Here is a 14,419-nt window from a genome sequence, read left to right as displayed (position 1 = left end):
CGCTTTACTCCTGCGTCAGGCCGTCGAAAACCTCCAGCAGGGCGTCGACGATGGCCTGGCCAAGAACATTGGCCGCGGCAGCGATCTGCTCGTCACCTTGGTCGCGCGCCGCAAGACAGAGGGTGCCGCCTTCCTCCGCAACGATCGCCTTTGCCCGCTCGATTGCCCACAAGGCATAGTCGCTGCGGTTCGAAATCGCCGTCGTTTCGGTCGGTTCGTCCATGACGTTCACTTTCGCTCTTGGCGGCACAACTCGTCGTCTGTTTTCCTGATGCTGAAACCCAGCCATATCGCTCGACGGGTATTGAGGGAACCATCTTCGGCTGTTTTAGCAGCTAGAAATCATTCGGCATTTCCGCTCGGAACGTTTGCACCGCGCCGTATGATCGCCTAAACTCACGGGTGAAGCAGTGACGCGCTGCTTTAGGGCGTGGAAACCCTTGTACACGGGTACGAGTGCCGACCTGTAACGGCACTATCTCCTTGACCTTATGGTCGGGGAGCCTGCGGCGTATGCAACAGGTTCTCCGAACTAAAGGCCGTGGGGATCGTGTGTACACGGTTTTCCAACTCCCCGATCACCAGGGGTCAAAGAGCAGAAGCGGGGGCGTACCGCGAGTTGCTCTTGGAGGAAACCGAGTGTCAGCATCACCCTCCTTCACGTTCTTCACCTATTCGCTCGTTTTCCCGCGCGAGGAACCGCGCTGGCGAGATGACGGTTGTCGAGACACGTTTTTTGCCACCATGGAAAATGTCCGCAAGGCCGTCGCAGCAGTGCGTGACGAAGTTTCTCACGAAAGAGATCAGGACGTGCCGTCGATGCATATTGAGCGCATCGAAACAGTCCCGCTAACGATGGACGCTGTCCTTGCGCTCCTGAACGAAGGTGTCGGAGCGATCGTCAAGCGCTACGACGTGATTGAAACAGTTGAGGGGGCGGGCGCACATGGCGAAAACACCTGATCCCATCGACGTCGAAGTGGGCGCAAAAATCAAGGCGAGACGTCGCCTTCTCGGCATGAGCCAGGATGGACTGGCAAACATTCTTGGCGTGACGTTTCAACAGGTTCAGAAGTACGAGAAAGGGACCAACCGCATCAGTTCAAGCCGATTGGCGGTCGTTGCGAACGCGTTCGGGGTGCCGCCGTCTTATTTCTTTCCAACGGAACCGGGGCGCATCGAGGTCATGATCCCATCAACTGGCTCGGAATTGGTGAGCTTTCTCGAAACCAACGAGGGACGGGATCTTAATGTCGCGTTCGCGCGGATCAGTTCGCCAAAAATGCGCAGGAAGATCGTTGGGCTCATCACGGCGCTCGCGGCGACATTTCATATCGGTGGAAGCGATCCCGGCACGTAGATCGCGCAAGCTGCTGGCTGGGGGCAATGGCCTTAGGCTCCAGACTCAATTGAGCCACCATGTGACGATTGCTGCGATGTGGCATGTGGCTGCGGGGTTCAGCATGAGCTTGTCGTATCGTGTGGCGATCAGCCGCCAGTCCTTGAGGCGGCAAAAGGCGCGTTGGATGATGTTGCGGCGGCGATATGCGGCCGGGTCGAAAGGCTTGATCCGCTTACGGGTCGGATTGTTGGGAATGACTGGTTCAGTGCGGCGTGCTTTGAGAAATTCGCGTAGAGCGTCGCTATCGTAAGCGGTGTCCGCAGCGAAAAAGCTGCTTGGCGGCAGTGGCTCAAGCAGCGGGATGGCGATGGGAGCGTCACCGCGTTGTCTAGGCGTTATCCTCAGTGCGATCGGACGGCCGCAACTATCGAAAACAGCATGGATTTTTGTCGATCTGCCGCTTCTTGAGCGACCGATTGCCTGAGCATCCCCCCTTTTCCGCCAGCAGCCGAACGGTGAGCCTTGGCGGTTGTGCTGTCGATCAGATGAATGTCTCGGTCGGTCTTTTGCACCAAGGCCTCAAACAGCCGTCGCCATATTCCTTTGGCAGACCAGCGGTGGAAGCGATTGTAGACGGTTGTCGAAGGGCCGTAGCAGGCTGGGCAGTCCTGCCATCGGTAGCCGGATCGCAGAACATGAATGATTCCACTAATGACCCGGCGATCGTCAGTTCGATGAGCGCCGGGCTGGTTGGTTGGAAGCAAAGGGGCAATAACCGCCCACTGCTGGTCATTAAGCCAAAACTCTCCCGCCATGATCCAAAACTCCCGCCAGGAAGAGAGTGAATCATGAAGAGGTATTTTGATCAACCGCTTGATTGAGTTTCGACCCTAGTGCGGCTTCGGAAAAGCATCCGTGGGACTGTGTGGGCGGTTCTTGGGTTTTGGGCCTGTGGAGCTGCCTCCACAATCCTGCGGCTTTTGGGAGGTTACCGCGAAACCGACCGTGGCCGCGCTGGTAGCGGCGCGTCATTTCGGCCGAGGCGTGGCCAAGTTGCTTCTGCACATGGCGCTCATCGACTTCCGCAGAGGAGGCGAGTCGATGGAACGACCCAATCGCCGTCGGAGCAGCGTAGTTCGGCCTAATGATCCGCTCGGTATTCTGCCAGAATATCGACGATCCGCTATGGTTGGCATACCTCGACCACTTTGTCGACGAAGTGGAAGAGATCTATAATGCTGCTGATGACACCATCAACGCAGTTGGCGAGGTCCAACATGAGCCTCTCGACTTATCTATAAAATTGTTGAGTTTCTAGGGTTGCGCTTTCCCGGAAGCCACCCTGGATTTGCCTCATCGCACATTTCCTAGTTCGCTTCATGTCGGTTCGAGCAGCATCCCAGCGAATGCAGCGTTAGTTTTGGCATATGCCTGCACAACGTTCTACGGTCGGAGCGGATCGCAAACAGCTTTGGGATGTATATGGTCGAGTGCGCTATCTGTGACCTGAAACATCTCGCCCAACCTGAAAAGAAAGCAACGCGGCGGTTCCCTATCAAGTCTATCGTAACGGGTGGTGGCTTGCAGTGCTCCGCATAGACGCGCGCCAACCAGGCGCTGACCATAAGCTGGATCTGGTGGAAAAGCATTTGCGGCAGTACGATGGCGCCGATCAACTGGCCGGCGAAGATGACACTCGCCATGGGAACCCCGCTGCCAAGGCTCTTCTTTGAACCTCAGAAGACGGCGGTGATGCGGTCTTTCCGGTCGGACCCGAGCAATTTGCCTCCGGAAGTCGAGGTGAATGCGATGAACGACTGCACCGTGCACGGCAGCACGCAGAGGAAGAGCAGCCGAGATAGATCGGGTGGATGGTCAATCAGGGCGAGAACAGGTCGAGCTCAAGGCCAAGCAGGAGTGCGATCGCGAGGTTGGTGGCGATGCCGAATCAATCCACCGGATCGCCGGAAATCGGCAGCAGCGAGGCGAGCAGCATGGTGAATGGATCGGGCACGAGGCGTTTCGCGTGAGGCCGCGTCCTCTGGTTTGTCTTCGACGTCCGATCCTGTCGGAAACCGTGGCTATGACCTCGCGCAGCCCAGTACGCGAGATCTTGATTTGTGATTTTCCAGGGCCTCTTGTCGACTCGGCTGGTCCGGTCGCGTCAGACAGATTTTGCAGGCGAGCGAAGCGCCTGGTTCCGGATTGCTGAGACCGCGTTGGCATGGCCGTCGAAACCTTCGTACCTTGCGAGCCGTTCGGCATGGGCGGCGAATCCCTGATAGGCGCCTTCGGTCAGGGAAGCGATTGACGTACGCTTTAGAAAATCGAAGACCGCCAGAGGGGAGGTCGTTTTCGCGGCCCCACCCGTTGGGAGAACGTGACTCGGTCCCAGGACAAAGTTGGCGACGCTGATCGCCGAATGCGAACCGAGGAGAATCTCGCCCGCATGTTCGAAGCGGGTTAGGTATTGCCAGGCGTTGTCGGCGAGGACCGCGAGGTGTTCGGGAGCGTAGTCGTTGACGTAGGCGAAGGCTTCCTCGCGCGTGCCGGCGACGACGATACCACCCCGCTGGCCGGTCAACACCGTCCTGGAATATTGCGCGCGAACATCCCCCATCTGCGACCAGTAGCTGGGCACATGCGAAGCGACCGCGCGTGCGAACTCTTCGTTGTCGGTTACGAAGAACACGGAAGAGTCGGGTCCATGTTCGGATTCCACACACAGATCCAGTGCGACCAACTCAGGCGGAACGGTTCCATCCGAGAAGATGATCAGTTCGCTAGGCCCCGCCGGGCTTCCAGGATCGATGACCGATGACAGCTGCTTCTTTGCCGCGACAACCCACGGACTCCCGGGACCGACAACTTTGTCACATTTGGGAACCGTCTTCGTTCCGTAAGCAACGGCGGCAATGCCCTGTGCGCCGCCGCACTTGAATACGTCCGACACCCCGGCAATCTCGGCGGCGACCAGGGTGGCGGGATCGACAGTTCCATCCGGGCCGGGCGGGGTGATGACAATAACCTTTTTGACGCCAGCCACCTTCGCAGGAATCGCCGTCATCAGCACCGAGCTGGGGAAGGAGCCCTTGCCGCGAGGCACATAGCACGCGACGGAGTCGATAGCGTTCCAGCGGTCGCCGACGAGAACACCGGCATGCGTCTCATGCAGGGCCAACGTTTCCGGCATCTGCTTTTCGTGGAAAAGGCGGATGTTTCCTGCCGCAAATTTCAGCGTTTCGATCAATTCCTGATCGACGGACGCACGGGCGGCGGCGAATTCTTCAGGTGTCGCTCGAATCTGGTCCGCGGTGATCGGGGACTTGTCGAACTTGTTCGCAAAATCGGCAAGCGCCTTGTCGCCATCGCATCGAACGGCTTCGATGATCGGGATCACCTTGTCCATGAAGGTGCTCAGGTCGTTTTCCGTGCGCTGCAAGAGATTTTTGCGCTCGGTTTCGTTCAATTGATCAAGCTTGTGGATCGAAACAGGACTGTCGGACATAGCATTTCTCCTTAAAGGGCGCGGCTTGTGCGCACGGGAAAGCGTTGAGGGGAAAAAGGTGCGTCCTTTGGGCTTGTGGCTCGCCCGGACTGTAGGGAGTGTCGCACGAGCTCAGCGGTAGCCGGCGCGGCGCCCAGCCCCGTAAAGCCGTGGCCGAATGCGAAATGCACGTTTTCTACATTCGTCGCGCGTCCGATAACAGGAAGCTCGTCGGCGATAGCTGGCCGGCGACCCATCCAGACAGAGACCCCAGATTGCCGGATGTTTGCGGGAAGCCCCCCGAGGTATCCGCCGGCGAGATCGAGTAGAGCCTGCGCGCGCGACCAGTCGGGCGGACTTCCGGGTGTGGCGATCTCGACCTGGCCGGCCAGACGGGTGCCATCGACAATTGGGGTTGCGACCATCAATGCGTCATCGAACATAACGGGTCGCCTCAATCGTTGGCCGTCACGCAGGGTAACATGGTAGCCCCGCTCGCCGAGCAAGGGCGGGTCATCGCCGATCTCTTGTGCGAGAGGCCGCGAATGTGCGCCGCTGCAAATCACAGCCGCATCGAACGCAAACATCCCCTTCGACGTTTCGAATCCCGCAAGTCTTTGCCCACTGTGGATCAGTCTGGTAACATCGGCCTTGATGAAATTGGTGCCACGTCGACGGGCGTGGTCGGCAAGTCCTCTAACGTAACCTGCGGGGTCAATGCAGTGGCCGGCGTTTGTGACCAGCACAGCGCCGAAGCAAGCGCGCTCAATGCCCGGCTCTTCCGTGCGGAGCGTCCTGCCGTCAAGGAAGGTCCAATTCACGCCAAGGTCGCGCCGCAGGTTCCACCAGCATAGATCCCGGCGAAAGGCACGCTCACTGCTGTAAGTATAGAGGAGGCCATCGCCTCTGATCAGATGTTGCAGGCCGGCCTCCTTTGCGAGAGCCTGGTGCCGTGCCATTGTATCGGAGAGCAGGCTTGAGAGCGCGGTCGCTTTATTACGAACCCGATTGTGCGTAAGCCCGGAGTTTACGAACCGGGCAAAATGGCCTGCATTGCGGATGGCAAAGCCAACGTTGCCGCTGAGGGGCGCTGACTTTCCGAAAAGAAAAGATGGCAGGCGCCATATCAGCGAGGGAACGGAAACGGGAATGATGGAGGCAGGGCAAAGCCAACCGCCGTTACCGGAGCTCGCAGCCTCACTGCTGCCAGGTTCTTCTCGGTCGATCAGCGTGACATCGTAACCGATTCGGTTAAGCTCGATGGCGGTGACTGTACCGATCACACCCGATCCAACGATTGCGACTGAGCCCTTCATCCATCACATCCCGATTGCCATGCCATCCTTGCGAGGGTCCGACCCTCCCGCAAGCGTGCCGCGATGCGGATCGATCAAGATGGCCTGCGCCCCGCCGATTGGGAGATGTGCGACCTGGACGCTGTGTCCTCTCCTCGTTAGACCCTCAACGATATGAGCGGGCATGGAACGTTCGACTTCGGCAAATCCCTTGAAGTGGAAGGTCCTCGGCAGGTCGATAGCTTCCTGTACGTCAAGACCGAAATCGACGATGTTGGTAATGAGCTGCGCATGACCGATCGCCTGATAGTCCCCGCCCATGACGCCGTAGACCAGGGAAGGCTTTCTGTTCTTCAGCGTCATACCGGGCATGATTGTGTGAAGCGGACGTTTTCCAGGGCCGAACTCATTCGGATGGCCTGGTATCAGGTTGAAACCGTTGCCGCGGTTCTGAAGCAGAACGCCGGACCTCGGCGCCACAACGCAACTGCCGAAATGGTGGTAGAGCGAATTGATCAGCGTCACCGCATTGCCGGAACCATCCACCACTGAGATGGTGGTGGTGTCGGATTTGCGCGTGACCGGCTCGCCGAATTCCCTGGTGGTTCTCTCCGGATCGATCATGGCCGCAAGGTCGGCAGCGTAGGCATCGTTCGTGAAGCGCCAGTGTTCGACATTGGTGTGATCAGGGTCACCGATCGAACGGTCACGTTCCCGGTAAGCCAGCCGCGCGGATTCGAGGAGCAGATGGAACCGTTCCGCGCTGAAGTAGTCGGTTTTTGGTAGGTGCTTGAGAATGTTCAGGAGAAGCAGGGCCGTCGCACCCTGATTGTTTGCCGGGAGCTGCAGAACCTGGAACCCCTTGTAGTCGACGCTCAACGGGTCGACATAAAAGGACGAAGTTCCGTCGAGGTCGCCGTGCGACAGGGACGAGCCGCCTTGCGCGAGCGTCGCCACGATGTCGTCCGCCACCCAGCCGCGGTAGAACCCGTCCCGGCCTTTCGCTGCGATCTCGCACAGTGTCGATGCAAGCTCGGGCTGCCGATGAATCTCGCCGGCGCGGAAGGCGCGCGCATCCGTCAAGAGCCGGGCGGCCGTTTCCGGCGTCGTAGTCAGTGCCGCTTCAAAGGCTTTCCAGTCGAGCGCCACGCGGTCGGCAACGACGTAGCCGCCGGTCGCCGCCTTGATGGCTGGTTGGAACAGCTTGTCCCAGTCAAGGCTGCCGTGATCGGCATGAAGACGCACCCAGGTGTCCACCGCCCCCGGGCAGGTGACGGATAGCGCGCCGCGGAGCGGCATTCCCGTATAGCCCAGGGCGCGCAGGCCATCGGCCGTCATCGTGCCGGCGCTTTTTCCCGATCCGTTGAGGCCGAAGGTTTTTCCTTTGGCAGACACGTGGCCGAGGACGAAGCTGTCGCCTCCGACACCGCTTGCTTGGGGTTCCACCACCGCGAGAAGTGCAGCGGCGCAGATGGCGGCATCAACAGCATTCCCGCCCGACTGCAGGATCCCGAACGCGGCGGCAGAGGCTGCGGGATGCGCGGTGGCGACCATGCATTCCTGGCCGCGGACCACTGACCGCCCGGGAAAATGGAAATCTCTCATCGGTCGCGCATCTCCGAGCGAATGCTGCCGAGGACCTCGGCCTGAAGCTGCGCGAACTCCGGCAAGCGAGGGGTATCGGGCGTGCGCGGGCGCGGCAGCGAGACGTCGTAGATCTTCTTGAGGCGGCCGGGATTCGAAGCCATGACGAAGATCCTGTCGGAGAGGAAGACGGCTTCCTCTACGTCATGCGTGACGAAGATCACGGTCAGCTTTTCCCGTTCCCAGACGTCGGTGAGCAATTCCTGCATCTGCACCCGGGTCAGCGCGTCGAGGGCGCCGAAGGGCTCATCCATTAACAGAAGCTTCGGCTTGTAGGAAAGCGCACGCGCGATGGCGACGCGCTGTTTCATGCCGCCCGAGAGCTGTGCGGGAAAACGCTCGGCGAACGGTTCCAGGCCCACCAGCTTCAGGTGGCTCATGGCGATGTCGCCGATCTCGGATTTGGAATGCCCCGTCGCTTCCAGTGCGAACTCGACATTCTTGCGGGCCGTCAGCCAAGGCAGAAGCGTGTAACTCTGGAAGACGACGCCGCGGTCCGCGCCGGGTCCGAGGATGTCGTTTCCATCGACCTTGAGGTCGCCATTGTCATGGGATTGCAATCCGGCAATGATCGACAGCAGCGTGCTCTTGCCGCAGCCGGAGGCGCCGACCAGCGAAACGAACTCGTTTTCGCGGATCGTCAGCGAGATGTTGTCAAGGACGGTGATACGGTCCTTGTTAGAGCGCCCGGCCGGAAAGGTCTTCGTCAGGTCGCGGATGAGAAGCTTTTCCATCAGTGTTTTGCCTCGTAGCGGAACATGCGCTTGCCCGCGAACTTCATGATCTGGTCGCTGATAAGCCCGAGAACGCCGAGCACGACGATGTAGCCGATGGCGGTATCGGTCTGGAAATATCGCTGAGCGACGGTGATGCGATAGCCAAGGCCGCTGCTGGCAGCGACAAGCTCGGCCAGTACCACCCATGTCCAGGCCCAACCGAGCGAAATGCGCAGCGTGTCCCAGATCTGCGGCGCGGCCGAAGGCAGGATGATCTTCGTTACGATCTTCGTATCGCTCAGACCCACCGTCCGGCCGAAGCCGATAAAATCGGGCGGGACGCGTTTGATATTGTCCATGAACATCAAGGCCTGCTGGAAGAACGTGCCGATCCAGATCACCAGGAACTTCTGGGTGTCGGTCGTACCTGTCCACAGGATCGTCAGGGGCACGAATGCGACGACCGGCATGTAGCGGATGAAGTCGAGGAACGGCTCAATGGCCGCATCCCAAAACCTGTAGTTTCCGATTAGCACGCCGACGGCGAGCGCCGTCACCGATGCGGCGATGAAGCCGATACCGATACGATAGACGCTTGCGGCAATGTCTGAAAAAAGCGTGCCGTCTGCGCCAAGCGCCCATAGTCGCGCGACGATCGCCACGGGAGAGGGAAGGAAGATCGGCCGGACGAGGCCGGATTGTACGATCAGCGCCCAGACCGCGAAAAAGAGTGCGAACGAGCAGATCGAAATGATCAGGTAGGTTGATGGTGAGATCTCAGCTTGCATGCTGAGGATGGATTTTTTTCGGGGCTTGGCCATAGGACTGCCTTGCGCGTTCGATTGGAGGATCACAGGCGCAATGACGCGCCTGCATAGATTTGTACGTACATGTCTGGCCACGGCGGACCTCGCCGCGGCGATCGTTCACTCCATCGTCCGGCAACTGACAAGGGCGCAGGTATCGCCGGGATATGTGAACACGCTTCGGCTGACCGCCAGTTCGCCGACCCAGGTTCGACGCGTCAGGATTATGACGCTTCGGGGCTCGGGAAACTCCAGGAACTCGCAGACTTGGTCGTCGGCCATCGATGCACAGACCGAATGTTCCATCTTCGTCGCATCTGCAATCGAGCGCAGATAACGTGTCGATGGAACGGTCAGGAAGTTGTGCCCGAGATAGCCGGGAGCGAAGCTCGGCCGGATCAGTCTGTTCTCCACCTGTACAGGCACTTCGTCCTCGTAGTTCACGATAATCGAATGGAACAGGCGAGAACCACGCGGCATATCGAAATATGCCGCTTGTTCCGCCGTAGCATTGGTGGTTTCGAGGATCTTGATTTTCTGCGAGTGGACGTTGCCACGCGCCTTGATGTCGTCGGCAATGTCTTTCAGTTCCATCAGTTCCGTCCGCGCCGGAGGCGCCGAGACAAAGCTTCCGATTCCCTGGACGCGATCGACCACACCTGCTTCGGAAAGCTCTCGCATCGCCCGATGGACCGTCATGCGCGACACGCCGAGGCGTTCGACTAGCTCGCTTTCGGAGGGAACCCTCATGCCATGTTTGAGCTGGCCACGCTTTACCTGGTCAAGGATGTGATCCTTGATCTTCTGGTAGAGCGGAAGTGGAACATTACGATCGAGTACGTGACGCATTTTGCTGCCCCGGTTGGCCCTGCGTTCGCCGCAGGGCCGTCCATCAGAGATCACAGGGACATAAGAGCCGTCGTGTCGATGACATCCTTGGCCTCGAACGTCTTCTTGATCAGGCCAAGTTCCAAGGCGGCGGCGTTCACCGCCGGGAAGGTCTTCGTCGCGTATTCGCCGGTCAGCAGAGCCTTGTTTTCTTCGAGGGAATAATAGTGAACGCCCTCGAAGGTCGTGCCCAGCTCGCTCGGATCGGAACCGACGCCCTTGGCGATAATCGCCTGGCATTCCTGAGGGTTTTTGTTGTAAAGCTCGACGGCGTCGCCCCAGCTCTTGACCATCGCGCGCACCTGGCCGGGCCGTTCCTTCAGGGTCCGCGTCGTTACGACGAAGCAATCGCTGATCAGGCCGGGATTTTCAGCGGCGGTATAGAGGAGTTTGAGGTTGGGATCGGCCTTGAGGGCGGTCGAGATATAGGGCTCATAGGTGACCATCGCGTCCGTCGAGCCGGAGAGTACGGCGGCCGCGGCCTGCGATGCCGGCGTATTGGTCCAGTTGAGATCGCTCAGCTTCAAGCCCGCCTTTTTGAGGGCGTCGGCGATGAGCAGGTGGCTGGTCGTGCCATCTTCAAAAGCGATGGATTTTCCCTTGAGGTCGGCGACCGAGTTGATGCTCTTCGGGCTGACGATCGCATCGGCCGTCGTGCTGTAGTCCTCGATCAGAGCAATATGGTAGTCGGGCGATTCCTGGAGATGCTGCAGCACGTTGTGCGTGGCGCTGTTTGTGCCCTGGATCTCGCCGCTGGCGAGAATTGCCAGATTGGCGGCGTCTTCCGTGTAGGGGATGAATTCGACCCCTTCGAGCCCGTTGGCCGCGAAGATTCCCTTGTCCTGGGCCACATACCACATGCCATAGCCGATCCACGGCTGGATGGACATCTTGAAGATGCCGGGCTCGACCGCCGGAGCGGCGTTTGACTTGGAGGTGATGAGGTAGGGCGTTGCGAGCGCCCCGCCCATCAGTGCAAGCATGCTGCGTCGAGAAATGTTGATCATGTCGTTCCCTTTCTATTGTTGCGATTTGAGGAGGTTTCCACCCCGACAGGTTATCGGCCGAACCCTTCTGCGAGGTTCTTCATGATTTGTCCGACGTTGTTGCTTTCGCCCGGCTTGGGCAAAGCGCCAATCCACGCCACGGACCCCGTACAAAAGACCTGCCCGCCGCCGGCGTGGCTATAGATTGTCATATCCGCGCGGCGCAGCGTCTCTCTTTCGACATTGCCGTCGGCAAGCCAGACATCTGGACGGACCTGGAAGCTGTCGTCGAAGCCGTCCGCGGTGGCGAGCCGCACCAGATTCTTCGGTGTTTCCTGCGAGCGGACGACAGCGTCGATCTCGTAGCCGGCCGCGCCGCCAAGGACCGTTCCGCTGTCTCCGATCGGAGCGGCGGAAATGCCGTCGAAGAGCCAGCCATATTCCGGCGCAAAGCTGCCTTCGAGCCTCTGGTAAGGCCGGGCCGGACCGAAGCTCATAATCAGGTAGGTGACGCCGAGATAGGATTGCGGATTCCTGAGGCCGCGGTCCTCCCAGTTGCCGCCTGGCTCACCAGTGATCGACATGTGCGCTTCACCCGGACGGCCACTCCAGATGTCGCTCTTGATCCGACGCAACTCCATTGTCGCGCCCTGGTAGGCAACGACCCAGTAAAAGCCGTTTCCGCCGAGATAGGCTAGGTTGCCTCCCGCATCGAGATAGTGATCCAACGCCTTCATCATGTCCGAGGACCAGTATTCCGGGTGGCTTCCCGTCAGTAGGCCTTTGTAGCCGGAAACCGCCGCATATCCGTCGTCATGCAGGTCGCGATCCGTCAGAACTTCGATGTCTATGCCTTCGCGCGCATAGAACTTCAGGAGTTGAAGATCGACCGGCAGCAGATGCGGGCAATTGGAAAGCGGATAGTGGTAGTCGTCGCGCAATGTCGCGCGCGGACGGCGTGCAGATGTCAGACTAACGCCGCTGAGATCGCTGTGGACGTCGTAGAGACACAGGAAGCCGTTGTCGAGCGAGAAGAGATGGCCGCGATCCGATCCATGCCAGGGATAGCGGACCGGCGGAAGTCGTTCGTCAGCATAGGCAAGATAGGTTGAGGTCGGGACGAGGAACGCGATCGTTGCTTCGGGCCTCGTCGCCCGAACAAAGAATGGAAGGCGCTCGACGCCCTCTTTCGTGGTTACTTCCAAGGCGAAAACGCCGGCGCGCGCGTCTGCCGGGATTTCGATCATCAGGTCCGCAGACCAGTCGAAACCGCCGAAATCGTCGTCGTGCAGGTGAATGGCATCGAAATGCGAGGGTTCGAGCCGAGGATCATGTACTTCGGATGTGAACCGCGCTGATGCAACGCAGAATGTCGGCATGTTGTGGATTGTCAGCGCAACTTCGCCATCTTCGACCGCGCCAAGACGCTCTACGGGCCCACGGGTCGGGAAGTGCCAGGAATAGTGCCGGCCGGCGGTGTCGAGCGAAATCCTGCCGATGCGCCCGTTGAACGACTTTGTCTCCCCGCGTCCGTCCGACCCGATGCCGATATGGCCAGAAGGGAGGCCAGCGCCGGGGAAATCCGCACGCGCTATTTCGAGCTGCTGCGCCAGGTCCACGAGCGTTACGCCGACGCCGTCGGCCGAGCTGGAAATGGACAGCTCATACCAGCACTCGTTGGTGACATTGGTAAAGGCGTGAATTGTTTCCGCCGCCTTGACGTCCAGTCGCCCATCTTCGTCAATCGTGACACTGAAATTGCCGAGAATGCAGATGGTCTTGCGCGTTTCGTTCTGCGTCGGCCGAAATTCAAGGCGGAAAACATAGTCCGCTATTTCGGCTTCGGGTAGCACGGGCAGCTCAACCCACGAGCCAAGGGAGAAGTCTCGAACCTTCGGCTTGCCCGAAAGGTTGTGGAGGTTCCAAGTCAACACTTCCTGCTCGTCCCTGTCTAGGGACACGATACGAAAAGACGCGTCGGGATCGACGCACGAGACATAGGCTTGGGTCGAGGCGCCGGCCTTGGCGCTCCAGGGTTCGATATAGCCAGCAACAGGCATTGCTGAATGGTTCAGCGGTTTTCGCATTGTGTCACCCTCTTTTACTGGCGCTTTTAGGCGCGCCTTCCGTGGGTTGTGCAGGCCTGTCTATACAATCTCGGATGCTTCGCTTACGCGATCAGCGCCATTTTCGGCTTTTCGTGCTGCCGAGCTTGCATCTATAACCCTTCCACCTGTAGTTTTTGACACTAAACCATCCTTTGGAGGGGCATATAACCCGATGGGGGTATAGTTGATGAGATTCTCCGTCCTCGACAACCTTGCGGCGGCTATTGAAGGGGTAGGCTCCGAACAATTCTATCCTTCGATGTGTGAGTACCTGCGAGGATGCCTGGAATTCGACAATGTGATTGTTGTCATTTTCGTGGGAACGAACGTTCCCCATATCGCCCACGCGCGGCACTATGGACCCGACGTGTTCAGGTTCGTCGATGAGCAGTATCTGTCGGGGGCTTACCTTCTGGACCCGGTCTACCATTTCCACCTAAGACGGGGTGACGCTGGGCTATACCGTCTTCTCGATGTCGCGCCGGACCAGTTCCGCAGCAGCCGCTACTATAAGTGGTACTATGGCAGGATCGGGATTTTTGATGAGATCTCCGTGATCCTGCCCGTTTCCCGTAACACGACCATCACGATCTCAATGGGTAAGGATTCCTCCTCCGAAAGCACATTTTCGCAAAAGGCCGAAGAGGGCCTTCGAAAACACAAGTCGGTCATTATGGCGGTCCTCAAGGCACACTGGAACGCTCTCGACGCGCCCCATCTTACCATTCCTCGTGCGACGTCCTTGGCCGACAGTCTGCGCGAGGAACTAAAGGGCAATCATGGCATCTCGATCAGCACCCGACAGGCTGAAGTCGCGCTCCTGATCTTGCAAGGTCATTCATCGCCCTCCATCGGGTCTCAGCTCGGGGTGAGTACTGAAACGGTCAAAGTGTTTAGAAAACAGCTCTATCGCCGGTGTGACATATCTTCTCAAGCCGAACTCTTTGGCCTCTTCATGCCGATGTTGGGAAGAGCAAACATTGCGAAATAGCAACAACAACGCTTTCGATTCCTGTTGTAGGGTGGAGTGCCCCCCATTTCGCCGGACAGATCAGCTATTGAGACAATGCTTTGATGAACTCCCTTGGGGAGGCCATTTTCAGCGCTGAGTGTGGATGGATTTCATTATAGTCTTCGATCCATCCGT

General features: G+C 58.9%; 13 protein-coding genes and 2 pseudogenes. 3 read left to right on the top strand and 12 right to left on the bottom strand.

Annotated features, from left to right (window positions below):
• Positions 1-4: 4 nt before the first annotated feature.
• Positions 5-223, bottom strand: coding sequence for a hypothetical protein (locus tag H4I99_RS24090; protein ID WP_163906371.1), 219 nt, complete (start codon positions 221-223; stop codon positions 5-7).
• A 416-nt stretch (positions 224-639) separates the two neighbouring features.
• Here H4I99_RS24090 and H4I99_RS24085 point away from each other — a divergent pair, with 416 nt between their 5' ends.
• Entirely contained in the window at positions 640-963 is a 324-nt protein-coding gene (locus tag H4I99_RS24085; RefSeq protein WP_163906369.1) for a hypothetical protein, read from the top strand.
• Entirely contained in the window at positions 947-1,360 is a 414-nt protein-coding gene (locus H4I99_RS24080) for a helix-turn-helix domain-containing protein (RefSeq protein ID WP_163906367.1), read from the top strand. The genes H4I99_RS24085 and H4I99_RS24080 overlap by 17 nt, the downstream gene beginning before the upstream one ends.
• A 45-nt stretch (positions 1,361-1,405) precedes the next feature.
• Here H4I99_RS24080 and H4I99_RS24075 read toward each other — a convergent pair.
• From H4I99_RS24075 to H4I99_RS24030, 11 genes and pseudogenes are all read right to left on the bottom strand, one after another.
• A protein-coding gene (locus tag H4I99_RS24075) for an IS5 family transposase (protein WP_244625291.1) occupies positions 1,406-2,157 on the bottom strand; the annotation gives its coding sequence in 2 pieces (ribosomal slippage) (positions 1,406-1,830 and positions 1,830-2,157; 753 coding nt in all).
• Positions 2,158-2,308: 151 nt separating this feature from the next.
• Positions 2,309-2,440, bottom strand: a pseudogene (locus H4I99_RS24625) (integrase); the annotation flags it as partial.
• 494 nt (positions 2,441-2,934) lie between these two features.
• Positions 2,935-3,132, bottom strand: a pseudogene (locus H4I99_RS24620) (bile acid:sodium symporter); the annotation flags it as partial.
• Between the two features lie 374 nt (positions 3,133-3,506).
• Entirely contained in the window at positions 3,507-4,850 is a 1,344-nt protein-coding gene (gene hisD / locus H4I99_RS24065) for a histidinol dehydrogenase (RefSeq protein WP_163906365.1), read from the bottom strand.
• 11 nt (positions 4,851-4,861) lie between these two features.
• Positions 4,862-6,145 carry an NAD(P)/FAD-dependent oxidoreductase gene (locus H4I99_RS24060; protein WP_163906363.1) on the bottom strand — a complete coding sequence of 428 codons (1,284 nt, stop codon included), beginning with the start codon at positions 6,143-6,145 and terminating at the stop codon, positions 4,862-4,864.
• Between the two features lie 3 nt (positions 6,146-6,148).
• A complete protein-coding gene (ggt, locus tag H4I99_RS24055; protein ID WP_233290899.1) occupies positions 6,149-7,678 on the bottom strand; it encodes a gamma-glutamyltransferase in 1,530 nt (509 codons plus the stop codon).
• Between the two features lie 47 nt (positions 7,679-7,725).
• On the bottom strand, positions 7,726-8,502 hold the full coding sequence (locus tag H4I99_RS24050) for an ABC transporter ATP-binding protein (protein WP_163906359.1): 777 nt from the start codon (positions 8,500-8,502) through the stop codon (positions 7,726-7,728).
• Positions 8,502-9,305, bottom strand: a complete 804-nt coding sequence (locus tag H4I99_RS24045) for an ABC transporter permease (protein ID WP_163906357.1) — start codon at positions 9,303-9,305, stop codon at positions 8,502-8,504. The genes H4I99_RS24050 and H4I99_RS24045 overlap by 1 nt, the downstream gene beginning before the upstream one ends.
• A gap of 105 nt (positions 9,306-9,410) precedes the next feature.
• Positions 9,411-10,139, bottom strand: a complete 729-nt coding sequence (hutC, locus tag H4I99_RS24040; RefSeq protein WP_163906355.1) for a histidine utilization transcriptional repressor HutC — start codon at positions 10,137-10,139, stop codon at positions 9,411-9,413.
• Between the two features lie 50 nt (positions 10,140-10,189).
• Positions 10,190-11,185 (bottom strand): ABC transporter substrate-binding protein, encoded by a 996-nt coding sequence (locus H4I99_RS24035; protein ID WP_163906353.1) that lies wholly within the window; start codon positions 11,183-11,185, stop codon positions 10,190-10,192.
• Between the two features lie 50 nt (positions 11,186-11,235).
• Complete coding sequence (locus tag H4I99_RS24030) at positions 11,236-13,251, bottom strand: N,N-dimethylformamidase beta subunit family domain-containing protein (protein ID WP_163906351.1); 2,016 nt, start codon at positions 13,249-13,251, stop codon at positions 11,236-11,238.
• 208 nt (positions 13,252-13,459) lie between these two features.
• On the opposite strand from H4I99_RS24030, the gene H4I99_RS24025 reads away from it, so the two are divergent.
• Positions 13,460-14,263, top strand: coding sequence for a helix-turn-helix transcriptional regulator (locus tag H4I99_RS24025; RefSeq protein ID WP_233290900.1), 804 nt, complete (start codon positions 13,460-13,462; stop codon positions 14,261-14,263).
• Positions 14,264-14,419 lie beyond the last annotated feature (156 nt).

The sequence above is a fragment of the Paenirhizobium daejeonense genome, from assembly GCF_014280875.1.
Classification (GTDB): domain Bacteria; phylum Pseudomonadota; class Alphaproteobacteria; order Rhizobiales; family Rhizobiaceae; genus Allorhizobium; species Allorhizobium daejeonense.
The sequence above is the reverse complement of the archived record's forward strand: the minus strand, read 5'-3'. Positions and strand labels throughout refer to the sequence as shown.